Below are 25,680 nucleotides of genomic sequence, written 5' to 3' on the forward strand. Positions count from 1 at the left end.
CCGGCCCCGGGCCGCGCCGCCGACAGTCGTATGTCCACTGGTCAGCGAGTCGCGTCGACAAATCGGGCGAAAATGTCGGTGCCCGGCCGCATCATGTGCGCATGGCAGACGCGATCGTGGCCGAACGACTGGTCAAGAGGTACGGGTCCGTCGTCGCACTGGACGGGCTCGACCTGGTGGTGCCCGAGGGCAGCATCATGGGGCTGCTCGGACCCAACGGCGCGGGCAAGACGACGGCGGTGCGGGTGTTGACGACCCTGCTGGAGTTCGACTCGGGCAAGGCCTCGGTGGCCGGGCTCGACGTCGTGGAGGACGCGCGGGCGCTGCGGAAGCGGATCGGGCTGTCCGGCCAGTACGCGGCCGTCGACGAGACGCTGACGGGGTTCGAGAACCTGGACATGGTGGGGCGGCTCTACCACCTGGGGCGCGCGCCCAGCCGGGACCGGGCGCGGGAACTGCTGGAGCGCTTCGACCTCGTCGAGGCGGCCGACCGGCAGGTGAAGGGGTACTCCGGCGGGATGCGGCGGCGGCTGGACCTCGCCGCGGCGCTGGTGGCCAAACCGGTGGTGCTGTTCCTGGACGAGCCGACGACGGGGCTCGACCCGCGCAGCAGGCTGGGCATGTGGGACGTGATCGAGGAACTGGTCGCCGGGGGCACCACGGTGCTGCTGACCACCCAGTACCTGGAGGAGGCCGACCGGCTGGCCGACCAGATCGCCGTGATCGACCGCGGCAAGGTCATCGCCGAGGGCACGTCGGACCAGCTCAAGGCCCAGGTGGGCGGCGAACGGCTGGAGCTGACCGTGGCGTCGGCCCGTGACGTGGAGCTGACGCGGAAGGCGTTGGGGCCGCTGGCCATCGCGGAGATCACCGCGGACGCGCGCAGCCACCACGTGGTCGTGCCCGTGTCGGGCGGGGCTGACCTGCTCGTGGAAGCGGTGCGGCTGCTCGACGGCGAGGCGATCAAGGTGCTGGACATCGGTCTGCGGCGACCGACGCTGGACGACGTGTTCCTGACGCTGACGGGGCACTCCGCCGAGGACGAGGAGAACGGGAAGTGAACGCGTTCGTGGAGGCGCTGGCGGACGGCGCGGTCGTCGCCAAGCGCAACCTGATCAAGGTGAAGCGGGTGCCGGACCTGATCGTGTTCGCGACCCTGTCACCGATCATGTTCGTGCTGCTGTTCGCCTACGTGTTCGGCAGCGCCATCGAGATCCCCGGCATGAACTACCGGGAGTTCCTGATGGCGGGCATCTTCGCCCAGACCGTGGTGTTCGGGGCGACGATCACCGGCACCGGGCTGGCCGAGGACATGCAGAAGGGGATCATCGACCGGTTCCGCTCGCTGCCGATGGCGCGGTCGGCGGTGCTGATCGGGCGGACCACCAGCGACCTGCTGAACAACGTGATCGTCATCGTGGTGATGTCGGTGACCGGGCTGCTCGTGGGGTGGCGGATCCACTCGTCGTTCCTGGAGGCGTTGGCCGGGTTCGGGGTGATGCTGCTGTTCGCCTACTCGATCTCGTGGGGCATGGCGGTCGTGGGGCTCGCGGTGCGGTCGCCCGAGGTGGTGAACAACGCGTCGTTCATCGTGATCTTCCCGTTGACGTTCATCGCGAACACCTTCGTCGGCACCACGAACCTGCCGGGGCCGTTGAAGGCCTTCGCGGAGTGGAACCCGATCTCGGCCGTGACGCAGGCGGCTCGGGAGCTGTTCGGCAACACGAGTCCGGGCTACCCCGCGCCGGACGTGTGGCCGTTGCAGCACCCGGTGCTGGCGTCCGTGCTGTGGAGCCTGGTGATCCTCGTGGTGTTCGTCCCGCTGGCGATCCGGCAGTACCGGCGGGCGGTGAGCCGCTGAACGACCGGCGCGGATTCCCGAAAGTCGTTAGGCGGTAAGGAAATCACCGCCTAGCCTGGAGTCATGGCACCCATCACCGTCCCCGGCAACGGGGTGGACATTCGCTTGTGGACTCGGCCCGAGGAGGTCGAGTCCCAAGCGATGCAGCAGCTGCGGAACATCTCCGCGCTGCCGTGGGCGGTCAAGCACGTCGCCGTGATGCCGGACGTGCACTTCGGCCGCGGCGCGACCGTGGGCTCGGTCATCGCGCTCCGCGACGCCGTGTCGCCCGCCGCCGTGGGCGTCGACATCGGCTGCGGGATGACGGCCGTGCGGACGTCGTTGACGGCGTCCGACCTGCCGGAGAGCCTGCGCGGGCTGCGGAGCCGGATCGAGGCCGCCGTGCCCGTGGGGTTCCAGCAGCACGCCGAGCCCGCGTTCGGCGAGGGCGACGCCGGTGACTGGCAGGCGTTCTGGCGCGGGTTCGAGGACCTGACGCCCGCCGTGCACGCGCGGGCCGAGAAGGCGTTGCGGCAGATCGGGACGCTGGGCGGGGGAAACCACTTCCTCGAGGTGTGCCTGGACGAGGCGCAGCAGGTCTGGGTGATGCTGCACTCGGGGTCGCGCAACATCGGCAACGAGCTGGCGCAGCACCACATCGCGGTGGCGCGGAAGCTGGCGCACAACGCGGAGCTGCCCGACCCGGACCTCGCCGTGTTCCTGTCGGGGACGCCGGAGATGGCCGCGTACCGGCACGACCTGTACTGGGCGCAGGACTACGCGCGCCGCAACCGGTCGGTGATGCTGCGCCTGGTGTGCGACGTGCTGCGCGGGGAGTTCGAGCACGTGCGGTTCGACGAGCCGATCAGCTGCCACCATAATTATGTGGCCGAGGAGACCCATTTCGGCGAGGACGTGCTCGTGACGCGCAAGGGCGCGATCCGGGCCGGTCTGGGCGAGTTGGGGATCATTCCGGGGTCGATGGGCACCGGGTCGTACATCGTGCGCGGGCTGGGCAACCCCGAGTCGTTCGAGTCCGCGTCGCACGGCGCGGGCCGCAAGATGTCGCGCACCAAGGCGAAGAAGGTGTTCACCGCTAAGGACCTCGCGGAGCAGACGGCCGGGGTGGAGTGCCGGAAGGACGCCGGCGTCGTGGACGAGATCCCCGGCGCGTACAAGGACGTGGAGAAGGTCATCGCGAGCCAGTCCGACCTCGTGACGGTCGTGGCGAAGCTGAAGCAGGTCATCTGCGTGAAGGGCTGAGCACCCCGCGTGAAGGCGCACCGGTTGCCAGTAGGCAGCCGGTGCGCCTTTTGCGTGAGCGGGTTGCTCCATCCGCAAACCGATGTTTATCCCTGCGGCACAAGGGAACCCCGGCTTTGTCCAAACTCCCCCAGACCAAAGGAGGCTGCGATGTCCACCGGCGCCATCATCGGCATCGTCGTCGTGCTGGTCGTACTGGCTGTGATCGCAGTCCTGTTGAACAAGTACCTCCAACGGAAGCGGCTGCAGGACAAGTTCGGCCCGGAGTACGACCGCGCGGTGCAGGGCAGCGAGAACCGCACGGCCGCGGAGCGTGAACTCGTCGAACGGCAGAAGAAGCACGCGGAGCTGGAGCTCCACGAGCTTTCCCCGCAGTCGCGGGAGAGCTACGGGCGCCACTGGTCGCGCATCCAGGAACAGTTCGTCGACGCCCCCGCGGGTGCCGTGGCCGAGGCCGACGTGCTGGTGACCGACCTGATGTCCGAGCGCGGCTACCCCACCGGAAGTTACGAGAAGCAGGCGGAACTCCTCTCCGTCGAGCACTCGCGCACGCTGGAGCACTACCGCTCCGCGCACGAGATCTCGCAGCGCGACCAGTCCGGTGACGCGACGACCGAGGACCTCCGCAACGCGATGGTCCACTACCGCACCTTGTTCCAGGACTTGCTCGGCACGACCGAGAACCACGCCGACGACGCTCGGGCCAACGACGACCGGGCCCACAAGGCCTGACGAGAAGGAGCGAAGCCATGACCGAACGCCAGGACCTCAGGCCGCTCAGCACCGAAGACCTGCTGCCCGACCACGACCGCACCCACGCGGACGACCGGGACCGCGACACCACCACCGACGAGTACGGCACGGCCACGACGGGCGAGCACTACGACACCGACCGCCCGGTCGTCTCCGACCAGCACGACGACGTGGACGCCGACAACCGGCCCTACGGTGAGACGACCGACCAGTACGACGAGCAGCCGACGACCCTCGACGACGACCAGGCCGTGCGCGACGAGACCGTGCACGACGACACCGTGGTCGAGGACGAGCCGGTCGCCGAGACCGTGGACGAGCCGGTCGTCGCGCAGCAGAAGCCCGCGGCGAACGACGACCAGGCGGGCGCGGCCCCGCTGTTCACCGGCGAGGAGGTCGAGCGTTTCCGCGGCGAGTGGCGTGGACTCCAGTCCGACTTCGTCGACAGCCCGAGAGACGCGGTGCAGCACGCCGACCAGCTCGTCGCGCAGGTGATGCAGAGCCTGGCGACGACGTTCGCCGACCACAAGAAGTCCCTCGAGGGGCAGTGGAGCAAGGGCGAGCAGGTCGAGACCGAGGAGCTGCGGGTGGCACTGCGCCAGTACCGCGCCTTCTTCGACAAGCTGCTGACCGTCTGACCTTCGTACTCGAAACCCGTTGCGCGTCCGGACCGACCACCGGGCGCGCGGCGGGTTTTTTCCTGCCCGTCAGCCGGGCAGTTCGCGGATCTCCATCTCCAGGACATCGACCTCGTCGTTCACGGCCTCGTCCAGGAGGTCGTCCAGCAGGGCACCGCAATCGGTGTGGACGACCCCGAACGTGGGCACCCGCTCCCACCAGACGGCCGGGTTGTTCCAGAAGGAGCCCGACCCCTGGTCGACGCCTTCCAGGCAGCGCAGCCGGGGATGCTCCTCGGGCAGCAGCCGCACGTACTCGATGAACCGGGCCAGGGCTCCGGGATCGCTCACCGGGACCACGCCGTGGCCGCGCAGGCAGTCCTCGAGTTCGGCGACGAACTCCGCTTTGAACGTCACGGCACACCTCGATCCGTCCGCCTCGTCGCGAACGCCGCGCCACAGCGACCCCACAACGGTACCGCCGGGAGAGCCGGGCGAAGCTCCCGCAAACGGGCGGTTGTCGGCGTCGAGCGGGCCGTGAAGTCCTCAGTGGACGGTCGAGCTCACTTCTCGGCCGTCAGCCGGGCCACGAAGCTGAACCGGTCGCCCCGGAACAGGGACCGGACGCGCTCGATCGGCTCACCCGCCGTGTCGAACGAGATGCGGTGCAGCAGCAGCATCGGCAGCGCGGGGTTGTTGCCGACCAGCAGGGCCTCGCGGGGTGTGGCCAGCACGGTCTCTATCCGCTCCTCCGCCTCGTCGAAGACGACGCCGAAGCGGTCGGTCAGGCAGGAGTAGAGCGAGGTCGTGGCGTCGAAGACGTCCAGCAGGTCCGGGAACCTGGCGACCGACAGGTAGGTCGACTCCAGCCCGATCCGCTCCTCGTCGGCCAGCAGCACGCGTTCCAGGTGCACCACCGGCGCCCCGACGTCGAGCCGGAGGTCGCGCGACAGCACCTCGTCGGCGGGCAGGAGTTCGCAGGTGATCACGTTGCGCGCGGGCGCGACACCCTGGCGCAGCATGCCCTCCGTGTAGCTGACCAGCGACAGGGGCTGCACGAGCTTGGGCGGGGCGACGAACGTCCCGCTGCCTTGGCGACGTTGCAACTTGCCCTCCAGGACGAGTTCACCGACCGCCTGCCGGAGGGTCACCCGCGACACGGAGAAGCGTTCGGCCAGCTCCCGCTCGGAAGGCAGCGCTGTGCCCTCTCCGAGAGCTTCCACCAACCACAGCAATTCGGTTTTCACGGCGTAGTAGCGGGGAATCCGGCCGTGCTCGGGGATACCGGCACGAACCGGGCCGTCCGCCCGATATGGGGGGACGCGATGCGAAACAGTCACGAGCAGTGAGCCTACGTTGCGCACAGTACGCATACGAGTGAAACCAGAGTGTGGACCGTCTCAGGAAGCCAGCGTCGGCGGATCCGGGATCACATATCCTGATGGGCCGACGTTGCGGTCGATCACCTTCTTCCACTCCCCGCTGTCGATCAACTTCCGGACCGCCTCGGTGACCTTCTTCTTGCCGTCCGCGTCACCCTTGCGGATACCGATTCCGTATTCCTCCTTGCTGAACGGCTTGCCGACCACCCGCAGCAACTCCGGGTTCTGCGCCGCGTATCCCGCGAGGATCACGTCGTCCGAGGTCATGGCGTCGGCGTTGTCCGCCAGCACGGCCGTGACGCAGTCGCTGAACTTCGGGTACTCGACGAGTTTCACGTTCTTCGCGAACTGGGTCTTCACGTACTCCGCGGACGTAGTGCCCTGAACCGAGCACAACCGCAGATTGGGGTCGTTGTCGAGCGATTCCGGACCGGTGATCCGGCCATCGTCCAAACGGACCAGCAGATCCTGTCCGGCCAGGAAGTAGGGCCCGACGAAGTCGATGACCTCCTTCCGCTTGTCCGTGATCGAGTAAGTGGAGAGGACGAGATCCACCTGCCCGGATGTGAGCAACTTCTCCCTATTCGCGGGTTGCGCTTCTTGCCAGGAGATATTCTGCTCCGCGACGCCCAGGTCGTTCGCGATGTAACGCGCGATGTCGATGTCGATGCCCCGGAGCGCGCCGTCGAGCCTGCGCAGACCGAGTCCTGGCTGGTCGAACGAGACGCCGATGGTGAGAGAGCGCTTTCCCGCAACGGAAGTGGTGTCACCGGAGGAACAAGCAGCCACGAGCACCAGTGCGGAACAGGCCGCGACCAGGCGCGACAGGAAACCCTGCACCGTTCTTTCCCCTCTGCGGTCCCTCTTAGGCGGATGGCACGGCGGCGGTTGTGTTCGGCATACGAACACGTGCGAGGTCGAAGGGCCAACGTGTTGGGCGAAATCTAGGCGCAGAAATGGCCGCCGTCCACCCCGGAACGCGGGATCGACTTCGGGATCGGTCCAGCGCGCGCAATCCGCGACAACCGGATCGGTAACAGCAATAAGAGAACGCGATTACCGTCCGGCTCCCGGAGTCCGCAATCGTCGGGGACCGCTGTCGTGACGCGACGGGGGCGGTCCGATGGTGATCCTGGCGCTGCTCACGAACGCCCCCGCGGCCGACGCGAGCACCGGTTCCAGCGCCAGCGAGCGCACCTCCGGCAGGTCCTCGGCGAGCGCCGCCAGCCGGAGGGCCAGGTCCTCCAACGCGGGCAGGTCGGCCGGGACGTCACCCCGGTAGCCCGCGAGCAGCGGGGCGGCCTTCGGCGCTCGGACCAGCGCGGCGGCGTCGGTGTCGGTCAGCGGGACCGCCCGGTACGCGCGGTCGCCCAGCAGGTCGCTGACGAGACCGGACAGCCCGAACGACAGCAGCGTGCCGAACGACGGGTCGTCCTGGAGCCCGAGCGTGCAGGAGATGCCCTTGGGCGCCATGCGCTGCACGTACGCGCCCGACTCCCCCGCCATCGAGGTCAACGCGTCGTAGGCGGCCCGGACCGCTTCCTCCCCACCGAGGTCCAGCCGCACGCCGACCAGGTCGTAGCGGTGCCGCAGCCGGTCGTCGGTCGACTTCATGGCGACCGGGTAGCCCAGTTCCACGGCCGCGGCCACGGCGTCGTCCGCCGAGTCGACGACCCGGAACGGCACCACATCGACGCCGTAGTAGCCGAGCAGGCGGACGGCGGACTCGTCGTCGACCTGCTCGACACCTTCCGCCAACAGGGCCGTGACCAGCGCGGACGCCGTCTCGGTGTCGATGCCGTCGGGCCGGGTGAACGTTCCCTGCGGGGCGGAACGCCACCGCGCGTACCGCATGGCCCGCGACAGGGCGAGCACCGCGCGTTCCGGGCTCGGGTAGGACGGGACGGACCCGCGGCCGGGCGCGCCGCCCGGACCGGGCACCGCCAACTCGTCCGGCACGCCCTCGACCGCGAGGAACGTGGACGCGATGGGCTTGGCGTTGCCGGTCTCGGCGACGACCTCGCGCAGCGCGCGGGCGTACGCCGTGCCGGGGACGGCCAGCGGCGGCACGAACACCACGACGAGCGCGTCGGCGTCCGGGCTGCTCAGGGCGTCGCGGACGGCGGCGGCGAAGTCCTCCGGGCCGCTCTGCGGGCCGATGTCGACCGGGTCCCCGGCCAGTTCCAGCCCCTGGGCCAGCGCGGTGTCCGCGGCGAGCAGGCCGATCGCGGTCGAGTTGCCGACCACCGCGACCCGGTTGCCCGCGGGCAGCGGCTGGTGGGCCAGCAGCAGCGCCGTGTCGAACAGCTGGGCCAGCGACTCGACCCTGATGACCCCGGCCTGCTCGAACAGCGCCTGCACGCTCGCCTCGTCCACCCGGACGGTCGTGGCGGCCAGCGCGGGCGTCACGGCGTGCCTGCCGGACTTCACCGCGACGATCGGCTTGGTGCGGCCGAGGCGGCGGGCCAGCCGGGCGAACTTGCGCGGGTTGCCGAACGACTCCAGGTACAGCAGCACGAGGTCGGTCGCCGGGTCGGTCTCCCAGTACTGGAGCAGGTCGTTGCCGGACACGTCCGCGCGGTTGCCCGCGGACACGAACGTCGACAGGCCGAGGCCGCGGTCGGCGGCGTCGGCCAGGATCGCCGTCCCCAGCGCGCCGGACTGGCAGAAGAAGCCGGTGCGGCCCAGCGCGGGCAGCCGCGGCGCGAGCGTGGCGTTGAGGCGGACCCTCGGGTCGGTGTTCAGCACGCCCAGCGCGTTCGGCCCGACGACCCGCATCCCGTGCGACCGCGCCTCCTCGGCCAGCCGCAGCTCCGCGCCGCGCCCGTCCGGGCCGGTCTCGCCGAACCCGGACGACACCACCACGAGCGCCTTCACGCCCTTGGCCAGGCAGGCGTCCATGACCTCGTCGACGACCGCCGCGGGCACCGCGACCACGGCGAGGTCCACGTCGTCGGGGATGTCCAGCACCGACGCGTACGCCCGCACCCCGCGCACCGACCGGTGCTCGCCGTTGACCGGGTAGACCGGGCCGGTGAAGTCGGCGGACAGCAGGTTCGCCAGCACCGCGTTGCCGATCTTGGTGGGGTCGGTGGACGCGCCGATCACCGCGACCGACCTCGGGTGCAGCAGGTTGTGCACGCTGCGCGCCTCGGCCGCCTGCTCCCGCGACCGCGCGACCTCGACGGACTGCTCGGTCGGGTCGATCGCGAACTCCAGGTGCAGCACGCCCTCCTCGAACTCGCGGCTGACCACGTACCCGGCGTCGCGGAAGACCCTCACCATCTGGCCGTTCTCCGCGAGCACCTCCGCCACGAACCGGCCGAGCCCGCGTTCCCGCGCCGCGGCGGCGAGGTGCTCCAGCAGGATCGAGCCCAGCCCGCGCCCCTGGTGGCCGTCCTCCACGACGAACGCGATCTCGGCCGAGTCGCCCGAGTCCAGCCGGTCGAAGCGGCCCACCGCGACGATGTCGTCGCCCAGCGACGCCACGAGCGCCACCCGGTCGAGGTGGTCGACGGTGCTGAACCGCTCCAGGTCCCGTTGGGGCATCCGCGGGTAGGGGCCGAAGTAGCGGAAGTAGCGGGTGCGCTCGGACAGCCTGCCGTGGAACGCCAGCAGCCGGGGCGCGTCGGCGGGCGTGATCGGCCGCAGGTGCACCGTGCCGCCGTCGGACAGCACGACGTCGGCCTCCCAGTGCTCGGGGAAGTCGTACGGGTCGACCTCGGCCATGTCCGCCACCGGTTCCTCTAGTCCTCGGAGTAGTCCTAGCGTGCCTGTGACACCGGCGCAGAACGGTCAGTCCCGGCGGTCGTCCGGGTCCAGCCCGTGCAGCGGGAAGACAGCACGGCGGGTGTTGCGGACGGCCGCGTCGACCGGGGTGTCGGCGTCGCCGTCCCACGGCGTGAAGCCGGGGTCCGCGCCGTCGGTCATCGACGACGGCAGCGACCAGCCCGGCGCGAGCCGCGACGCGTGCGACACCCAGCTCGCGGGCAGCGGCACGTTCGGGTCGAGGTCGCGGTCCAGCACGGTCGCCAGCAGGTGCGTCCACGAGCGCGGGACGACCCGCAGCAGCTCGTAGCCGCCCCCGCCGAGCGCGAGCCACTTGCCGCCCGCGTACGTCTCGGCCAGGTCCCGCAGCGCCCGGTAGATCGCCCGGTGCCCGTCGACCGACAGCGCGAGGTCGGCCAGCGGGTCCTCCTGGTGGCTGTCCACACCGCACTGGGTGACGAGGACCTGCGGCCGGAACGCGCCCAGCAGACCCGGCACCACGGCGTGGAACGCCCGCAGCCAGTTGCCGTCGCGGGTGCCGGGCGGCAGCGGCAGGTTGACCGCCGTGCCCTCCGCGCCCTTCCCGCCCAGCTCGGCGGGCCAGCCCGTGCCGGGCCACAGCGTCATGGGGTTCTGGTGCACCGAGATCGTCATGACCCGCGGGTCGTCGTAGAACGCGTTCTGCACGCCGTCGCCGTGGTGCACGTCGACGTCGACGTAGGCGATCCGGTCGAACCCGTTGTCCAGCAGCCACGAGATCGCCACCGCGCAGTCGTTGTAGACGCAGAAGCCCGCCGCGTGGTCGCGCATGGCGTGGTGCAGCCCGCCCGCGATGCTCACCGCCCGATCCGACTCGCCGGTCGCGATCCGCCGCGCGGCTTCGAGGGACCCGCCGACGATCAGCGCCGACGCCTCGTGCATCCGGTCGAACACCGGGTTGTCGCTGGTCCCGAGCCCGTGGCCGACGTCCCACGCCGAACTCGGGGCTTCCCGCACGGCCGTGAGGTAGGACGCGGTGTGCACCCGTTCGATGTCGGCGTCGGTCGCCGCCTCGGGCGCGATGAGCCCCACCCCGTCGAGCACGCCGAGCGCCGTCGCGAGCCGGATCGTGAGGTCCAGGCGGACCGGGTTGAGCGGATGGTCCCCACCGAGGTCGTACCCGAGGAAGGACTGGTCCCAGACGACTGCGGCTGCCTTGCCCATGCGTCGCAACCTAACCCACGATCACAGGTTGGCAGAGTTGGCCCGCGGTCCGGTGCTCCCCACTTACAGTCCTCCCGACGACGCGAGCCCCAACACCGCCATCGAGGATGGAACCGCGTCCGACGGAACGAGGTCAGAGCCCCATGCACATGCGACGAGTCACCGCGCTCACCGCCGCCCTCACCGTGGCCCTGACCTTCGGCGTGGCAGGTTGTGCCCAGAAGATCAACGGCACAGCGGTGATCGCCGCGGACGCGGCCATCGGCCAGACCGGCACCCCCACCACGACGAAGTCCAAGGCCATGCCGACGACCACCGGCAAGGCCCCGACCAGCGCGTCGAAGGCCACCGACCCGCCTGCCACGGGCAAGCCCACCGGCAAGATCAAGATCACCACCAAGAAGAAGACCGACGGCTACGTCAGCTGCGACATCCTCAGCGCCGCCGACGTCGCCGCCGCGGTGGGCGCCAAGCCGTCCACGACACCGGGCTGCGTCCAATCCACCTCGGACCCGCTGGTCGTCGTCCTGGTGATGGTGACCATCCCCGAGTACGAGGGCACAGCACGCGAGATCGAGGTCGCGGGCAACACGGCCTACGAGATCAAGGACGGCGACGACTGCTCCGTCATGGTCATGCTCACGGACGACCCGGACGAGATCACCTCGGCCTTCCTCGCCTCCGTGACCCCGATCGACAAGATCGACACCTGCGCGGTGGCCCTGAAACTCGCCACCGCGGGCTTCAACAAGATCCCCAACGCCTGACGCCCTTGCGGGACGCAGTCCCGCACATGAGGCAAACGCTGTCGCCGGTCACCACGAGGTGACCGGCGACAGTCGGTCGACCGGTCCGGAACCGATCGATCGACCGAGCCCAAAGCCAGACGGCCGGGTCGGGGCCAGTCAGCCAGGTGTTCCACAGCCGACCCGGCCGGGGCCGGTGGGCCAACGGCTCCGATCAGCCAACCGGCCGGTTGATCGGGGCTGATCCCCAAACCGGCCAGGTCCGCTCCATCCGCCTGGTCGAGTCGAGCCCAGCCGGGCAGCTCGATCAGGATCGGTCGGGCCGCCCAGCCGGGCGGTTCGACAACCCGCTTGAAGGCTGGGCGGCCAGGCCGGCCCGCTCGGCTGGCCCGCCGTCGGTGTCGGCCTGCTCGGTTGAAGGGCGGTGGACCGGCCGGTCAGCCTGGCTCTGAGCCGGTGGCGGCGGGTCGGGTCGGGTCCGCGGACCAGTTGGACCACGAGCCCGCGTAGAGGGTGGCCGGGGTGTTTTCGCTGGTCAGGCCTGCCACTTCCAGGGCAAGGACGATCGACGAGGCGGTGACGCCGGAGCCGCAGTACGCGCCGATCGGGCCCTCGCCGGTGACGCCCAAGGCCTGGAAACGGGTGGCCAGAGCCTCGGCGGTGAGCCAGTGGCCGGTGGTGTCAACGTGTTCCGCGGACGGGGCGTTGAGAGCGCCGGGAATGTGGCCGGGGCGTGGGTCGACGGGTTCGGTTTCGCCGCGGTAGCGGGCGCCCGCCCTGGCGTCCAGCAGGGTGCCCTCGCGGGCCAACTCGGCAGCGCCGTCGGCGTCGGTGACGGGCATCGCGCCCGGTCGGACGGTGATGTCGCCCGGTTCCGGGGTCGGCGCGTCGGCGGTGACCTCGCGGGCCTCCGCGGTCCACGCGGCGAAGCCGCCGTCGAGGACCGCCACCTCGCGGTGGCCGGACCAGCGCAGGAGCCACCAGACCCGTGCGGCCACGGAGCCGTCGCCGCCGTCGTAGGCGACGACGGGATGGCCCTCGCGGACGCCCGCGGCGCGCAGCACGCGCTCCAACTCGGCCGGTTCCGGCAGCGGGTGCCTGCCCGCTGGGCCGGGTGGCGCGGAAAGTTCGGTGTCGAGGTCCGCGTATGCCGCACCGGGAATGTGCGCGACCTCGTAGTCTAGACGTCCGGGTGGTCCACCGAGTCGCCAGCGAACGTCGAGAACGACGGGTGGACGGTCACCGTTCAGTGCCGCGGCGAGGGCTTCGGTGCTGATCAAAGGATGCACAGACCCATCCTGCACCGCCCCGCATCGGACCTCGGCACCACACGCGGCCTGTGGTGACCTCGGGTGCGACTAGCATTGACGACATACGAAGGGGAGCGGGCGTGAACGACCTCATCGACACCACGGAGATGTACCTCCGGACCATCTACGAGCTCGAAGAAGAGGGTGTGGTGCCCCTGCGGGCGCGCATCGCCGAGCGGCTCGGGCAGAGCGGTCCGACCGTGAGCCAGACCGTCGGGCGCATGGAGCGCGACGGTCTCGTCATCGTGGCGGGCGACCGGCACCTCGAGCTGACCGACCAGGGCCGCAACCTCGCCATCGCCGTCATGCGCAAGCACCGGCTGGCCGAGCGCCTCCTCGTCGACATCATCGGGCTGGAGTGGGAGCACGTCCACAGCGAGGCCTGCCGCTGGGAGCACGTCATGAGCGAGGCGGTCGAGCGCAAGCTGATCAAGCTGCTCGGCAACCCCACGACGTCGCCGTACGGCAACCCGATCCCCGGTCTCGACAAGCTGGGCGACGGCGAGCCCGCCCCGGCGGCCGAGGCCGACCTCATCCGCATCGACGAGGTCGCCCGCCGCGGCGGCGGCAAGGTCGAGGTGCGGCGGATCGCCGAGCACATCCAGCTCGACCCCGACCTGATGGCCGAGCTCAAGGACGCGGGCGTCGTGCCGGGCGGGACCGTCGAGGTCGACGCGCTCGCGGGCGCCAAGGTCATCAAGGTCCGCGGCAACGGGAGCAGCGCCACGCTCGACCCGTCCGTCGCCCACGCCGTCATGGTGCAGGCGCGGTGACGACGGCGGACCGAGCCGCCGCGGCGTTCCAGCAGGTGTACGGCCGGGTGCCCACGGGCATCTGGTCGGCGCCCGGCCGGGTGAACCTGATCGGCGAGCACACGGACTACAACGACGGCTTCGTGCTGCCGTTCGCGCTCCCCTACCGCATCGCGGTGGCGGCCGCCCCGCGCGCGGACGGCGTCCTCGCCGTCGGCACGCTGGGCGTGGACGGGAACGTGCAGCACGCGGACCCGATGCCCATCGCGGACCTGGAGCCGGACCTCGTGTCGGGCTGGGCGGCCTACCCGTCCGGCGTGGCCTGGGTGCTGCGGTCGCAGGGCATCACCGGCGGCGCGGACCTGCTCGTCGCGGGCGACGTGCCCGCGGGCGCGGGCCTGTCGTCGTCGCACGCGCTCGAGTGCGCGGTCGCGCTGGCGCTGCTCGGGCTGGCGGGCCTGTCGCCCGACGGCGACGAGGCGTCCTCGCCGAGCCGCCAGGAGATCGCCCGCTGGGTGCAGCGCTCGGAGAACGACTTCGTCGGCGCCCCGACCGGGCTGCTCGACCAGACCGCGTCGCTGTGCTGCGTCGAGGCGCACGCGCTGTTCCTCGACGTCCGGTCCGGCAAGTCCGAGCAGGTGCACTTCGACGCGGCCGCGGCCGGGCTCGAGGTGCTGGTGGTCGACACCCGCGCGAGCCACTCGCACACCGACGGCGGCTACGGCGCGCGCCGCGCGGGCTGCGAGCGGGCCGCCGAGATCCTCGGGGTGCCCGCGCTGCGCGACGTGGAGGTCACCGAACTGGCCGACACGCTCACCCGGCTCCCGGAGGACCTCCAGCCGCTGGTGCGGCACGTGGTCACCGAGAACGACCGGGTGCTTCAGACGGTGGACCTGCTGCACGCCAACAGGTTGGGCGACATCGGCCCGCTGCTGAGCGCGTCGCACGCCAGCCTCCGCGACGACTACCGGGTCTCGTGCCTGGAACTCGACATCGCCGTGGACGCGGCGATGGCCGCGGGCGCTCTCGGCGCGCGCATGGTCGGCGGCGGCTTCGGCGGCTCGGCCATCGCGCTGGTGCCGGTCGGCCTGCACTCGGCGGTGGAGAAGTCCGTCTTCGCGGCGTTCGCGGAGCGCTCCCTGCCCAAACCGAGGCTGTTCACGGCCGTGCCCTCCGCGGGCGCGGGCCAGGACCGCTGACTTCCTTCCTCCTTCAGACGAACGAAAGCGAGAACAACGGTGAAGCTGCTCGTGACGGGCGGTGCTGGGTACGTCGGCAGCGTGAACGCGACTCGGCTGATCGAGTCGGGCCACGAGGTGGTCGTGCTCGACGACCTGTCCACGGGGCACGAGGACGCGGTGCCCGAGGGCGCCCGGTTCGTGCGCGGCGACATCGACGACGTCATCGGCTCGGTGCTGGCCGAGGGCTTCGACGGCGTGCTGCACTTCGCGGCGAAGTCGCTGGTCGGCGAATCCATGGTGGACCCGGCCAAGTACTGGCAGGGCAACGTCGTCACCTCGCTGAGGCTGCTGGACGCCATGCGCGAGCACGGCACCCCGCGCCTGGTGTTCTCCTCCACCGCCGCCACCTACGGCGAGCCGGAGGAGGTGCCGATCTCCGAGTCCGCGCCGACCCGCCCGACGAACACCTACGGCGCGTCCAAGCTGGCGATCGACCACGCCATCACCTCCTACGCGGCCGCGCACGGCCTGGCCGCCGTGAGCCTGCGCTACTTCAACGTGGCGGGCGCGCACGGCGCGGTCGGCGAGCGGCACGCGGTCGAGACGCACCTGATCCCGCTGGTGCTCCAGGTCGCCCTCGGGCAGCGCGAGCAGATCCAGATCTACGGCGAGGACTGGCCGACCGAGGACGGCACGTGCGTGCGGGACTACATCCACGTCACCGACCTCGCCGACGCCCACCTGCTGGCGCTGGAGCACGCGACCCCCGGTGAGCACCGGATCTACAACCTGGGCAACGGCACCGGTTTCTCGGTGAAGCAGGTCATCGAGACCTGCCGCGAGGTCACCGGCCACCCGATCCCCGCCGCCGTGGCGCCACGCCGCGCGGGCGATCCCGCCGTGCTGGTCGCCTCCAGCGAGCGGGCCCGGACCGACCTCGGGTGGAAGCCCGAGCGCGCCGACCTGACCGGAATCGTGCGCGACGCCTGGGAATTCACCCGGTCCCGTCAGGAGGCATGAGCCCGGATGACAGACAGCGCCCGTTCGGCGACAGCCGCGGACTTCGCGGATCTCGCCACGTTCAACGCCCTGCCCCGCGTCGGTTCGCCAGCGCTCTCCCCCGACGGCACCCGCATGGTGGCCGTCGTGTCCGAGCTCTCGCCGGACGGCAAGAAGTGGCAGGGCGCTCTGTGGGAGATCGACCCGGCGGGCGAGCGGCAGCCCCGACGGCTGACCACCGCCGCCAAGGGCGAGTCGAGCCCGGAGTTCCTGCCGGACGGGTCCGTCCTGTTCCTGTCCTCCCGCCCGGACCACCAGTCCGACGACAAGGACAAGCAGGGCAAGGACAAGACCGGCCTGTGGCTGCTGCCGCCGACCGGTGAGGCCAGGGAGGTCTACCGGCCCGCGGGCGGTGTCGAGGGCTTCACCGTCGCGAAGGGCACGGGGCACCTGCTGCTGTCGGCGTCCGCGCACCCCGCGGTCGCGTTCGGCGAGGAGGACGCCGCCAAGCGCAAGTCCCGCGAGGACGCCGGGATCACCGCGATCCTGCACGAGGGCTACCCGATCCGGTACTGGGACGCCGACGTCGGCCCCGCCTACCGGCGCGCGCTCACGACCGGCCCGGTCAGCGCGGACAGCGGGCGGATCGAGACCGTCACCGATCTGGCCCCGGACGCCGGGAGCACGATCGAGGAGATCACCGCGATCAGCCCCGACGGCAGGTGGGCGATCTTCTCCGAGCAGGTCCCGGTCAGCCCCGCCTACGGCGACCGCTACAACCTGCGGCTGGTCGCGACCGACGGCAGCGCGGACCGCGTACTCGCCGACGAGCCCGACCACTCGTTCAACAGTGCCGCTTTCATGCCGGACTCGTCGGCGGTGATCGCCGTCCGCGTCGTCGACTCGACTGCGGACAGCCCGTGGTACGGCACCCTGGTGCGGATCGACGTCGCCACCGGCGACATCACCGACCTCACCCCGGACTTCACCGAGGAGCCCGCCTCCCCGGTCGTCAGCCCCGACGGCTCGGCGGTGTACTTCACCAGCAGCGACCACGGCCACCAGCCCGTGTGGCGGCTGGAGCTGGCGTCCGGAGCCATCACCCGGCTCACCGCGCGCGGCGCGTACACCGACGTCTCGGTCAGCCCTGACGGCACGACGCTGTACGCCAACGGCGGCACCGTCGACCACCCGCCGACCCCGGTGCGCCTCGACGCCACCGCCGTGGACCAGGAACCGGTGCGCCTGCCCTCCCCCGGCACGGTGGTGTCGGTGCCGGGAACGCTGACGGAGATCGAGACCACCGTCGCCGACGGCCGCACGGTCCGCGCGTGGCTCGTGCTGCCCGAAGGCGCGTCGTCCGACCGCCCCGCACCTCTGCTGCTGTGGGTGCACGGCGGCCCGGTGATGAGCTGGAACAACTGGAGCTGGCGCTGGAACCCGTGGCTGATGGCGGCCCGCGGCTACGCGGTGCTGCTGCCAGACCCGGCGCTGTCGACCGGCTACGGCCACGACTTCGTGAAGGCGGGCTGGGGCCGGTGGGGTGCCGAGCCGTACACCGACCTCATGGCCATCACGGACGTCGCCGAACGGCGTGACGACATCGACGACAGCCGCACGGCCGCGATGGGCGGCTCGTTCGGCGGCTACATGGCCAACTGGATCGCCACCCAGACCACCCGCTTCCGCGCGATCGTGACGCACGCGTCGCTGTGGCACCTGGACGCGTTCACGGGCAGCACGGACGGCGCGTACTACTGGATCCGCGAGATGGGCGACCCGCTCACGCAGCCGGACCGCGTGAAGGCCAACTCGCCGCACCTGTACGTCGCCAACATCGAGACGCCGATGCTGGTGATCCACGGCGACAAGGACTACCGGGTCCCGATCGGCGAGGGCCAGCGCCTGTACTTCGACCTGCTGCGACACGGCGTCAACGCCAAGTTCCTGTACTACCCCACCGAGAACCATTGGATCCTCACTCCCGGCAACAGCCGGATCTGGTACGAGACGATCTTCGCGTTCCTCGGCGAACACGTGCTGGCCGAGGCTTGGGAGCGGCCGGAGCTGCTCTGAGACTGATGGGCTGCACCGCTGGGGTCGGACCGGGAACGGGGTCCGGCCCCAGCGGTGTTTTCGGCGGTGGCAGGGGAAGCACGACCGCCGCGTTCGAGGGGCGCCGGGGAGCTGTGGCGACCTTGGGGCGAGGCCGTGATGATCGAGCGCAGGGTGGAAACCGCTGTGCCCCAAGGGATTGGCTCACGACCGGCGGAGGCCTTGTGGTCAGGCCGGGTTCGGGGGTGGCGTCGTGCGGCGGAAGAGACTGCGACACCAGGCCAAGAAGGGCACAGCCCGCCGGGGTTGGCTGAGGCGATGGCGGCCGCGAGGGAGACGAGTGGCTTGGCGGGACAGGGAAGTCGGGCGAGTCGTGGCCGCCTGGTCTGACCGATAAGCCTGGTGAGGCGAACTGCTCCGGCCGGGCGGCGAATCCTGCTGGGTCGGGGTCATGCGGGGCCGTCCGGGGTGGTGTCGGGGTGGGAGTGGGTCAGGGCGAGGCTCGCCAGGGTGGCGGGTGGGAGGGCGTTGTCGAGGGCGGAGCGGACCAGGGAGGCCAAGCAGTGGTCCGGGTTGGCGGTTTGGGCCTGGTCGAGGGCCACTGAGGCGAGGGCGCCGTCGCCTCGGACGTAAGCCGAGTAGGCCAGGAGGGTGGCTGCTTGGGCGCGGTCCGGAGCCGGGGTGGCTCTGGTGAGTTCGGTCCAGAGGCGTTCCGCCGCGTCGCGGTGGGGGCCGCTGACGAAGACGAGGCTCATGTCGCGGACCCACGAGTTGGCCAGGGCCGTGGTCAGGGCGACCACCTCGTCGTCGGACAGCGGGGTGGTGCGGGCGTGGGCGGCGGTCACAGCGCGGTTGATCAGCAGCAGGTCGCGGCGGGCCCGGTCCTCGCGGTCCTCGGCGGGGTCCAGCTCGGCGGTGGCCCGCTCCAGCAACGCCGTACGTCGGGCCAGGGCCTCGGGGTCGTGCGGGGCCAGGACGGCGAACAGGTCCGCTCTGGTGGGGTAGGTGACGAAGCCGACCGCGGTGCTGGCCACAGCCAAGGGGTTGGCCGTCGGGTCCGAGACGGTGCCGGTGACCTCGGGGTTGTCGTAGTCCACCCACCGGGAGCCCTCAGTGGTCCCGGCCGCCCAGATCGCCTCGGCCACGGCGACGTCCTCGGTGGCCAGTACGGACGTCAGGCAGTCGATCAGGCCACGCTGGGGCGGCTCCGGGTCCGCGCGACCGCCGCCCACGACCAGCAGGACGACGGCCCCGGACTCGGCGCTCAGGCGCGGCAGGAGCTGGTGGGCCAGTGCGCGGCGATGTCGGGGCGGCGGCAGGTCGGCGCGGAGGCTCACCACGACCTTGCCGGGGCACCCGTCGCGCAGCACCATCGCGATCAGGGAGTCGACGGGGTGGAACGCGAACAGGGACGGCAGTGCGGCGATCAGCTCGCCTTCGTCCTTCAGGTGGATCGAGGACAACGCGGTGTTCATGCGTCGACCATGCGCCGCCGGGAGCGCCCGCGAAAGCCGGAATCGCTCCACTGTGGACAACTGGGTGGCCTGTGGACAACTCGGGGCGCGAAACCCGGTTTTGTCGGTGGCGTGGTCTACCCTGCCGCGGAAAAAACGGGGTGGAGCCCGAAAAGGGCCCCACCCCGCGGGAATCAGCCGATCGCGCGGCGCAACGCGGTCTTGCCGCCGACGACGGGCAGGTCGAGCGTGGTGCGGTTGAGGTCGACCGACAGGCTCACGCCGGGCTGCGGGCGCAGCGTGTAGTCGTAGTCGCTGGACAGGACGACGAACTCGACGGTGTGCCCCGCGGCGAAGATGTAGTCCTTGGGCTCGAACTCCACCTCGACCTGGTAGCGCTTGCCGGGCTTGATCGCCTCGGTCTTGTCCGGGCGGGACCGGTTCTGCGGGTCGGTCCACCCGCGTGTGACGATCTTGCTGGTGCCGTCCGGGAACCGGTCGACGAGCAGGGTCGTCACGTTGGCCGCGGGCCGGTCGAACGAGATGCCCAGGTCGACCGACGGCGTTCCGGACAGGCGCACCGGCGTGGCCAGGGTCTTCGTCGCGTAGGACAGGCGGTTGTCCGACGCGGCGGCGTTGACCAGGGTCTCGGCGAGCACGGCGGAGTTGTCGCTCAACGTCTCCACCACGGACCGGCCGGTCGCGGGCCGGGTCGCGAGACCGCCCTTGGCGTCACCGCCCGCGGTCGGCCGCAGCGAAGCCTTCGCCGTGCCGGGCGCGGGCCAGTCGGCCTCGTCGGTCCAGGTCGTCTTGTCCTCGCGCTGGATCGTCGCCTTCGGCTCCTTCTGGACGCCGTTGTCGACGCCGTACAGGTAGTGGCTGAACCAGCGGTTCAGCGTGCGCCGCCACTCGACGGACCGCAGCGTGTCGGGGTCGGTGTGGCCGGACTGGTGCCACCAGATCTTGTGCTCGACCCCGTTGCGCCGCAACGCCTCGTACCACTGGACGACGTGCTTGCCCTTGACGTTCCAGTCGTTGAGCCCGTGCACCGCGAGCACCGCCGCGCGCACCTTGTCGGCGTCCTTGACGTAGTTCCGCTCGTCCCAGAACGCGCTGTAGTCGCCGGTGACCCGGTCCTGCTTCTGCGCGATCTCGGCGATGACCGGCTTGCAGATCTCCTGGTCGGCGCGCGTGTAGACGTACTCGGCGAGCACGTCCAGGTCCTCGCCCTGGAACGTGCCGGGCGCCACGACCGCGCCGTCGGCCCGGTAGTAGTCGTACCAGCTGGAGATGGCCGCGATCGGGACGATCGCCTCCAGGCCGCGCACGCCGGTCGCGGCGACGGCGTTGGGCAGGGTCCCGTTGTAGGACACGCCCATCATGGCCGTCTTGCCGGTGGTCCACGTGGCCTTGACCGGCGCGCTCGTCACGGCGTCACGGGCGGGGGCCCGGCCGTTGAGCCAGTCGATCACGGACTTGGAGCCGATGGTCTCGTTGCGGCCGCCCGAGGTGGGGCAGCCGGTGGACTTGCCGGTGCCGAGCGACTCCGCGTAGACCACGGCGAAGCCGCGCGCGATGAAGTAGCCCTCGTAGCGGGCGGACGTGATCGGGCCGGCGTTGGGCCCGACGGCCGCGGCGACGCGTTCGTCCGCCTGCGCGGACAGCTGCTTGCCGTCACGGCGGTCGTAGTGGCCCTTGCCGTCCGGCACGTACAGCTCGACGTCGACGTTGTGGTTGGCCACGTCGTTGCCGCCGGAGAAGTACGGGCTGTTCATGTACACCACGGGCACCTTCAGCCCGCGCGTGGTCGCGGTGGGCCGCACGACCTCGGTGTACACCTCGTCGGGCTTGCCGTCGCGGTCGCTGTCGACCGGCGCGCGGACGTACAGGCTTTCGCGCACCACGTCCTTCGGGTCGAAGACGGGCTGCGCCTCCCCGTCGACGAACACCGGACCTTCGGCGGCGGCACCGGCGACCACCGGTGCGAGCGTCAGCGGCAGCGACACCAGCGCGGCCACCAAGGCGACTCTTCGAGCGGCCTTCACGAGGACCCCCATCTGACGGCGAGCGGAACGGGCGGACACCGCACCTTTCCGCTTGTCCGCAAGACCTGTCAAGACCCGCACTGTCCACAGTGGACTGAGACGCGGACCCGACGATCGGGTGGTTGACCAGCGCCGATCGATGTGCCGTCAGAGCAGTCCGGCGACCTTGTACGCCACCAGCGAGCCCGCGACGGCGACGTTGAGCGACGTCCCGCCGCCGACCATCGGTATCTCCACGGCCAGGTGCAGCAACGGCAGCGCGTCCTCCGGGATGCCGGTCTGCTCGTGCCCCAGCACGACCACGGTGCGCTCCCGAGCGGCAGGCAGGTCCGCCAGCCGCACGGCCTCGTCCGCCAGTTCCACGCCGATCACCCGCGTCCCGGCGGCGCGCTGCGCGGTCAGCCAGGCGATCGGGTTTCCCACCCGGTGGACGCATCCGGGACGGCGCAACGTGTTGCCGCGCGCCACGGCCTCGTCGACCCACCGGTACGGCGGCACGACGAGGCACGCGCCGACGGCGTCGCAGGTGCGGAGCAGGGTGCCGAGGTTCGCCCCGTGCAGGGGCCACAGCGGCGCGATCAGCAGGTGGTTCCAGCAGCGGTGGGAGCGTGGACGGCGCTGTTCGGCCAATTCCGAACGGGTGCGCGGGCGCACGACCATGTGAGGGGCGTTTCGCGGCACGCCCGAGCCATCGAAGACGATGAAGTCACCGGAAGCGTAGTACAAAGGGCCGCATGAGGCTGGTGATCCTGGGTGGCGGCGGGTTCCGCGTTCCGCTCGTCCACCGCGCGCTGCTGGCGGACCGCACGCCGGGGCGCGTGACCGAGCTGGTGCTGCACGACGTGGACCGGCGACGGCTCGACGCCGTCGGCAAGGTGCTCGCCGAACGCTCCGAGGGAGTGCCGGACGCGCCGACGATCACGGCGACCACGGACCTCGACGAAGCCCTCAAGGACGCCGACTTCGTGTTCTCCGCCATCCGCGTCGGCGGTCTCGCGGGTCGCGCGGCGGACGAGCGCGTGGCCCAGGACCTCGGCGTGCTGGGCCAGGAGACCGTGGGCGCGGGCGGGATCGCCTACGCGCTCCGGACCGTCCCCGTGGCCGTGGACATCGCCCGCCGGGTCGCCGCGGTCGCGCCGGACGCGTGGGTCATCAACTTCACCAACCCCGCCGGTGTGGTCACCGAGGCCATGTCCCGGCACCTGGGCCACCGGGTGATCGGCATCTGCGACTCCCCCGTCGGCCTCGGCCGCCGCGTCGCCCGCGCGCTCGACGTCGACCTCGACGAGGCGTGGCCGGACTACGTCGGCCTCAACCACCTCGGCTGGCTGCGCGGCCTGCACGTCGGCGGTGTGGACCTGCTCCCCCGGCTGCTGGCCGACACCGACCGGCTGGAGTCGTTCGAGGAGGGCAAGCTGTTCGGCGCGGACTGGCTGCGCACGCTCGGCGCGATCCCGAACGAGTACCTGCACTACTACTACGCCACCAGGGAGGCCGTCGCGTCCGGCGCGTCCCGCGGCGCGTTCCTGCTGGAGCAGCAGCGGAAGTTCTACGACGACCCGACGTTCGCGAGCTGGGACCGCACCCGGCTGGAGCGCGAGGCCACGTACATGGCCGAGACGCGCGACGACGAGCGCGACGACGGCGACCTGGACGGCGGTGGCTACGAGCAGGTCGCGCTGGCCCTCATGCACGCCATCGCGAACGACCGGCGCGCGACGCTGATCCTCAACGTCCCCAACGGCTCCACGCTGTCGGTCCTGGACGTCGACGCGGTGATCGAGGCGCCGTGCCTGGTCGACGCCAACGGCGCCCGCCCGCTGACCGTGAGCCCCCTGGCCGACCACGCCGCGGCGCTGGTCACCAGCGTCAAGGCGGTCGACCGCGCGATCCTCGACGCGGCGACCGGCGGGGCGCGGGCCGACGCGCTCAAGGCGTTCGCCCTGCACCCGCTGGTCGACTCCGTGGGCATCGCCCGCGGGCTGCTCGACGGCTACCGCGAGCAGCACCCGGAGTTGGCCTACCTGAGGTGAAGGCGGCCCAACGAGTCCGCGCGCCGGGTGGTCTCCGGCAGCCGGAAGTCCGTGCACAGCCGCAGGACCTCGGCGCACGCCCGGTCCAGGTCGAGCTTGTGGCCGACCGACACGAACACCGGTTTCACGCCCGTGCGGGTGCGCAGCGCGCGGCCGACGACCTCGTCGTCCAGCAGCAGGTCCGTGGCCGAGCCGCGGTCCTCGCCGGGCATCGCGAACGGCCCCATCGGGGTCTTCGCCACGCCGACGCTCGGCAGGTCGGTCACGACGCCGAGGTGGCAGGCCAGGCCGAACCGGCGCGGGTGCGCGAGCCCCTGCCCGTCGCACACCAGCAGGTCCGGCGTCACGGACAGCGCGTCGAGCGCGGTGAGCAGCGACGGCAGCTCGCGGAACGCGAACAGCCCCGGCACGTACGGGAAGTCGGTCGTCCCGAGCACCACGACCTCGTCCAGCGTCTCCAGGGTCACGGCGTCCAGCACCACCACCGCCGCGGCGAGCCGCTCGTCGTCGGCGTACCCGACGTCCAGGCCCGCGACCGCGCGGACCTCCAGGTCCGGGTCGGTGGTCGTGCGCACGAGCGGGCGGAGCCGTTCCTGCAGGGCGATCGCGTCTTCGGGGGTGTGCGGCCAGTCTGGTTCCACCGGGCTCAGTGATCCACTTCGTTGTGGTGGGCGGCGAGGAGGTCGTCGCCGAAGTCGCCTGCGTGCCTGCGCCACACCGAGTGCACGTGGTTCGCGCCGTTCTGGGTGTTGTCGTACTCCAGCAGCAGCTCGGGCGCCTGGATCCGGTAGTAGTGGCCGGTGCCGGGCCGTGAGGAGCCCTCCCACGCGAAGTGCACGCGGTCGAGGTCGAGCCGGGCGAACTCGGCCGCGGCGAGGTCCGGGCGCAGCCGGGCGAGGTAGTAGCGGACCAGCGCGGTGAACAGGTCCCGCGCCTCGCCGTCCAGGCTGCTCAGCGCCACGCCGATCGGCTCGATCACGGACCCGAGGCGCGGCGCGTTGCGGGTCCGCAGGTCGTCCGGGGCGTGGTCGGCGACGACGGCGGTCAGCCGGTGCTCGGGCCCCATCCGGTCGAGCAGCTGCCGGGCCAGCTCCTCCTCGAGGGCCAGCGGGCGCACGACCGTGCGGCCGTCGTACGTGGTGTGCGCCGGGTTCGCGCCGAGGAAGAACGGCGTCGCGGACACCCGGCCGTCGACGAGGACGACGTTCACCGACACGTGGTGGCCCTCGAACCGCCAGCCCCACCGGTCGTCACCGGGCGTGCCGAGGAGGACGAGCGAGTAGTCGCCCTGGTGGCGGTCGCGGTCACCGCCCTCGCGGTGGTCGAGCACGTCCTCCAGCGCCATGATCGTCGCGACCTGCGCGTACGCGTGCGGGCTCAGCACCGACGCGAGCAGGTGGTGCACGGCCTTGCGCGCGGCTCGGGGCACGTCGCCTACGGTCACGCCCGCGCGAGGCCCCGGCGTGTAGCTCCACCGGTGCCGCAGGTCGTCGTCCGTGATCGGCCGCAGCACCGCCGAGCGCTGTCGCTCGTCCAGGGAGTCGACCAGCGCGCGGGCTGCCTCGGTGAGAACGTCGCTCATGATCCGTCGACTCTATCCGCCCGCGAGGGTCGGGGCCGGAGTCCTCGGCGGGGCGGTCCGCCGAGGACTCGCGGATCAACCCTGGGTGATGTAGGCCTGCAACTGCTCGTGGCTCTCCTCGAGCTGGGTGATGCGGCTCTTCACCACGTCGCCGATGCTCACGATCCCGACGAGCCTGCTGTCGTCCAGCACCGGCACGTGCCGGATGCGGCGTTCGGTCATCTGCACGGTCAGGCTGTCGACCGTGTCCTGCGGGGCGCAGGAGAACACCAGCTTGGTCATGATCTCCGAAACGGGCGCGGACAGCAGGTCCGCGCCCCGGTCGTGCAGCCTGCGGACGACGTCCCGCTCCGAGACGATCCCCGCGATGCCGTCCGGTCCGAGGACGACCATCGCACCCACGTTGTGCTCGGCCAGACCGGCCAGCAACTCGCTCACCGGGGTTCTCGGTTCGACCGTCGCCACCGCCGAGCCCTTGGTCCGCAACACGTCAGCGATCTTCATGTGGCGCCTCCGATCCGCTTTGGCCGGTGACTAACCTCACCCAGGCTAGTTCGGATCCGGCCTCAGCGGGAGGTCAGGACGCCCGATAGGACCACTGGAGCCGCCCCTACCGGTTACCCGAAAGGCGGGCCCGGTGGGGGGTAAGCCCCGGTGAAATATAAACAAAATACCCAGCCGACCCCATAGGTAGGGT

The 25,680-nt window shown here is 71.2% G+C and carries 23 protein-coding genes; 11 read left to right on the forward strand and 12 right to left on the reverse strand.

Annotation, left to right across the window (positions count from 1 at the left end; genetic code table 11):
- The first annotated feature begins 101 nt into the window (after window positions 1-101).
- The 5 genes from ACFWW9_RS35820 (at window position 102) to ACFWW9_RS35840 (ending at window position 4,494) form a co-directional block, all read left to right on the forward strand.
- Window positions 102-1,061, forward strand: a complete 960-nt coding sequence (locus tag ACFWW9_RS35820) for an ATP-binding cassette domain-containing protein (RefSeq protein WP_390386735.1) — start codon at window positions 102-104, stop codon at window positions 1,059-1,061.
- Window positions 1,058-1,861: an ABC transporter permease gene (locus ACFWW9_RS35825; RefSeq protein WP_390386736.1), complete on the forward strand. Its 804-nt coding sequence runs from the start codon at window positions 1,058-1,060 to the stop codon at window positions 1,859-1,861. The genes ACFWW9_RS35820 and ACFWW9_RS35825 overlap by 4 nt, the downstream gene beginning before the upstream one ends.
- A 63-nt stretch (window positions 1,862-1,924) precedes the next feature.
- Window positions 1,925-3,103 (forward strand): RtcB family protein, encoded by a 1,179-nt coding sequence (locus tag ACFWW9_RS35830; protein WP_390386737.1) that lies wholly within the window; start codon window positions 1,925-1,927, stop codon window positions 3,101-3,103.
- A 150-nt stretch (window positions 3,104-3,253) separates the two neighbouring features.
- A complete protein-coding gene (locus ACFWW9_RS35835) occupies window positions 3,254-3,835 on the forward strand; it encodes a hypothetical protein (RefSeq protein ID WP_390386738.1) in 582 nt (193 codons plus the stop codon).
- A 17-nt stretch (window positions 3,836-3,852) separates the two neighbouring features.
- Complete coding sequence (locus ACFWW9_RS35840; RefSeq protein ID WP_390386739.1) at window positions 3,853-4,494, forward strand: hypothetical protein; 642 nt, start codon at window positions 3,853-3,855, stop codon at window positions 4,492-4,494.
- Between the two features lie 69 nt (window positions 4,495-4,563).
- Here the strand turns inward: ACFWW9_RS35840 and ACFWW9_RS35845 are convergent, their stop codons facing one another.
- The 5 genes from ACFWW9_RS35845 to ACFWW9_RS35865 form a co-directional block, all read right to left on the reverse strand.
- Entirely contained in the window at window positions 4,564-4,890 is a 327-nt protein-coding gene (locus ACFWW9_RS35845) for a hypothetical protein (protein WP_390386740.1), read from the reverse strand.
- 146 nt (window positions 4,891-5,036) lie between these two features.
- Complete coding sequence (locus tag ACFWW9_RS35850) at window positions 5,037-5,846, reverse strand: GntR family transcriptional regulator (protein WP_390386742.1); 810 nt, start codon at window positions 5,844-5,846, stop codon at window positions 5,037-5,039.
- A gap of 27 nt (window positions 5,847-5,873) precedes the next feature.
- On the reverse strand, window positions 5,874-6,695 hold the full coding sequence (locus ACFWW9_RS35855; RefSeq protein WP_390386744.1) for a glutamate ABC transporter substrate-binding protein: 822 nt from the start codon (window positions 6,693-6,695) through the stop codon (window positions 5,874-5,876).
- A 216-nt stretch (window positions 6,696-6,911) separates the two neighbouring features.
- Window positions 6,912-9,584, reverse strand: coding sequence for a GNAT family N-acetyltransferase (locus tag ACFWW9_RS35860; protein WP_390386769.1), 2,673 nt, complete (start codon window positions 9,582-9,584; stop codon window positions 6,912-6,914).
- 66 nt (window positions 9,585-9,650) lie between these two features.
- A complete protein-coding gene (locus ACFWW9_RS35865) occupies window positions 9,651-10,826 on the reverse strand; it encodes an acetoin utilization protein AcuC (RefSeq protein WP_390386746.1) in 1,176 nt (391 codons plus the stop codon).
- A gap of 143 nt (window positions 10,827-10,969) precedes the next feature.
- On the opposite strand from ACFWW9_RS35865, the gene ACFWW9_RS35870 reads away from it, so the two are divergent.
- Window positions 10,970-11,593 carry a hypothetical protein gene (locus tag ACFWW9_RS35870; protein WP_390386748.1) on the forward strand — a complete coding sequence of 208 codons (624 nt, stop codon included), beginning with the start codon at window positions 10,970-10,972 and terminating at the stop codon, window positions 11,591-11,593.
- A gap of 416 nt (window positions 11,594-12,009) precedes the next feature.
- On the opposite strand, the gene ACFWW9_RS35875 is transcribed toward ACFWW9_RS35870, so the two are convergent.
- A complete protein-coding gene (locus tag ACFWW9_RS35875) occupies window positions 12,010-12,861 on the reverse strand; it encodes a sulfurtransferase (protein WP_390386750.1) in 852 nt (283 codons plus the stop codon).
- A 101-nt stretch (window positions 12,862-12,962) separates the two neighbouring features.
- On the opposite strand from ACFWW9_RS35875, the gene ACFWW9_RS35880 reads away from it, so the two are divergent.
- From ACFWW9_RS35880 to ACFWW9_RS35895, 4 genes are read left to right on the forward strand one after another with little or no spacing between them, the layout of a single operon-like run.
- Window positions 12,963-13,655 carry a metal-dependent transcriptional regulator gene (locus ACFWW9_RS35880; protein ID WP_390386751.1) on the forward strand — a complete coding sequence of 231 codons (693 nt, stop codon included), beginning with the start codon at window positions 12,963-12,965 and terminating at the stop codon, window positions 13,653-13,655.
- Entirely contained in the window at window positions 13,652-14,833 is a 1,182-nt protein-coding gene (galK, locus tag ACFWW9_RS35885; protein WP_390386753.1) for a galactokinase, read from the forward strand. The genes ACFWW9_RS35880 and galK overlap by 4 nt, the downstream gene beginning before the upstream one ends.
- Before the next feature lie 39 nt (window positions 14,834-14,872).
- Window positions 14,873-15,835 carry a UDP-glucose 4-epimerase GalE gene (gene galE, locus ACFWW9_RS35890; RefSeq protein WP_390386755.1) on the forward strand — a complete coding sequence of 321 codons (963 nt, stop codon included), beginning with the start codon at window positions 14,873-14,875 and terminating at the stop codon, window positions 15,833-15,835.
- Between the two features lie 6 nt (window positions 15,836-15,841).
- Window positions 15,842-17,890 (forward strand): prolyl oligopeptidase family serine peptidase, encoded by a 2,049-nt coding sequence (locus ACFWW9_RS35895; RefSeq protein ID WP_390386757.1) that lies wholly within the window; start codon window positions 15,842-15,844, stop codon window positions 17,888-17,890.
- 428 nt (window positions 17,891-18,318) lie between these two features.
- Here the strand turns inward: ACFWW9_RS35895 and ACFWW9_RS35900 are convergent, their stop codons facing one another.
- From ACFWW9_RS35900 to ACFWW9_RS35910, 3 genes are all read right to left on the reverse strand, one after another.
- Complete coding sequence (locus ACFWW9_RS35900) at window positions 18,319-19,344, reverse strand: DUF4192 domain-containing protein (protein WP_390386758.1); 1,026 nt, start codon at window positions 19,342-19,344, stop codon at window positions 18,319-18,321.
- A 173-nt stretch (window positions 19,345-19,517) separates the two neighbouring features.
- On the reverse strand, window positions 19,518-21,380 hold the full coding sequence (locus ACFWW9_RS35905; protein WP_390386759.1) for a Xaa-Pro dipeptidyl-peptidase: 1,863 nt from the start codon (window positions 21,378-21,380) through the stop codon (window positions 19,518-19,520).
- A gap of 135 nt (window positions 21,381-21,515) precedes the next feature.
- Window positions 21,516-22,028 (reverse strand): TrmH family RNA methyltransferase, encoded by a 513-nt coding sequence (locus ACFWW9_RS35910; RefSeq protein ID WP_390386760.1) that lies wholly within the window; start codon window positions 22,026-22,028, stop codon window positions 21,516-21,518.
- A gap of 74 nt (window positions 22,029-22,102) precedes the next feature.
- Here ACFWW9_RS35910 and ACFWW9_RS35915 point away from each other — a divergent pair, with 74 nt between their 5' ends.
- On the forward strand, window positions 22,103-23,401 hold the full coding sequence (locus ACFWW9_RS35915) for a 6-phospho-beta-glucosidase (protein ID WP_390386762.1): 1,299 nt from the start codon (window positions 22,103-22,105) through the stop codon (window positions 23,399-23,401).
- Here ACFWW9_RS35915 and ACFWW9_RS35920 read toward each other — a convergent pair.
- The 3 genes from ACFWW9_RS35920 to ACFWW9_RS35930 form a co-directional block, all read right to left on the reverse strand.
- A complete protein-coding gene (locus ACFWW9_RS35920; protein WP_390386764.1) occupies window positions 23,389-24,042 on the reverse strand; it encodes an endonuclease V in 654 nt (217 codons plus the stop codon). The genes ACFWW9_RS35915 and ACFWW9_RS35920 overlap by 13 nt on opposite strands.
- A gap of 5 nt (window positions 24,043-24,047) precedes the next feature.
- Window positions 24,048-24,983, reverse strand: coding sequence for a DUF3500 domain-containing protein (locus tag ACFWW9_RS35925; protein WP_390386765.1), 936 nt, complete (start codon window positions 24,981-24,983; stop codon window positions 24,048-24,050).
- Between the two features lie 75 nt (window positions 24,984-25,058).
- Window positions 25,059-25,487, reverse strand: a complete 429-nt coding sequence (locus ACFWW9_RS35930; protein ID WP_390386767.1) for a CBS domain-containing protein — start codon at window positions 25,485-25,487, stop codon at window positions 25,059-25,061.
- Between the last annotated feature and the right edge of the window lie 193 nt (window positions 25,488-25,680).

The organism is Umezawaea sp. NPDC059074 (assembly GCF_042738955.1).
Taxonomy (GTDB): Bacteria; Actinomycetota; Actinomycetes; order Mycobacteriales; family Pseudonocardiaceae; genus Umezawaea.

Coding starts and splice junctions, on each gene's coding strand:
- ACFWW9_RS35820 (WP_390386735.1), top strand. CDS start 102: ATGGCAGACGCGATCGTGGCCGAACGACTGGTCAAGAGGTACGGGTCC.
- ACFWW9_RS35830 (WP_390386737.1), top strand. CDS start 1,925: ATGGCACCCATCACCGTCCCCGGCAACGGGGTGGACATTCGCTTGTGG.
- ACFWW9_RS35835 (WP_390386738.1), top strand. CDS start 3,254: ATGTCCACCGGCGCCATCATCGGCATCGTCGTCGTGCTGGTCGTACTG.
- ACFWW9_RS35840 (WP_390386739.1), top strand. CDS start 3,853: ATGACCGAACGCCAGGACCTCAGGCCGCTCAGCACCGAAGACCTGCTG.
- ACFWW9_RS35850 (WP_390386742.1), bottom strand. CDS start 5,846: ATGCGTACTGTGCGCAACGTAGGCTCACTGCTCGTGACTGTTTCGCAT.
- ACFWW9_RS35860 (WP_390386769.1), bottom strand. CDS start 9,584: ATGGCCGAGGTCGACCCGTACGACTTCCCCGAGCACTGGGAGGCCGAC.
- ACFWW9_RS35865 (WP_390386746.1), bottom strand. CDS start 10,826: ATGGGCAAGGCAGCCGCAGTCGTCTGGGACCAGTCCTTCCTCGGGTAC.
- ACFWW9_RS35870 (WP_390386748.1), top strand. CDS start 10,970: ATGCACATGCGACGAGTCACCGCGCTCACCGCCGCCCTCACCGTGGCC.
- ACFWW9_RS35895 (WP_390386757.1), top strand. CDS start 15,842: ATGACAGACAGCGCCCGTTCGGCGACAGCCGCGGACTTCGCGGATCTC.
- ACFWW9_RS35900 (WP_390386758.1), bottom strand. CDS start 19,344: ATGAACACCGCGTTGTCCTCGATCCACCTGAAGGACGAAGGCGAGCTG.
- ACFWW9_RS35905 (WP_390386759.1), bottom strand. CDS start 21,380: ATGGGGGTCCTCGTGAAGGCCGCTCGAAGAGTCGCCTTGGTGGCCGCG.
- ACFWW9_RS35910 (WP_390386760.1), bottom strand. CDS start 22,028: ATGGTCGTGCGCCCGCGCACCCGTTCGGAATTGGCCGAACAGCGCCGT.
- ACFWW9_RS35915 (WP_390386762.1), top strand. CDS start 22,103: ATGAGGCTGGTGATCCTGGGTGGCGGCGGGTTCCGCGTTCCGCTCGTC.
- ACFWW9_RS35925 (WP_390386765.1), bottom strand. CDS start 24,983: ATGAGCGACGTTCTCACCGAGGCAGCCCGCGCGCTGGTCGACTCCCTG.
- ACFWW9_RS35930 (WP_390386767.1), bottom strand. CDS start 25,487: ATGAAGATCGCTGACGTGTTGCGGACCAAGGGCTCGGCGGTGGCGACG.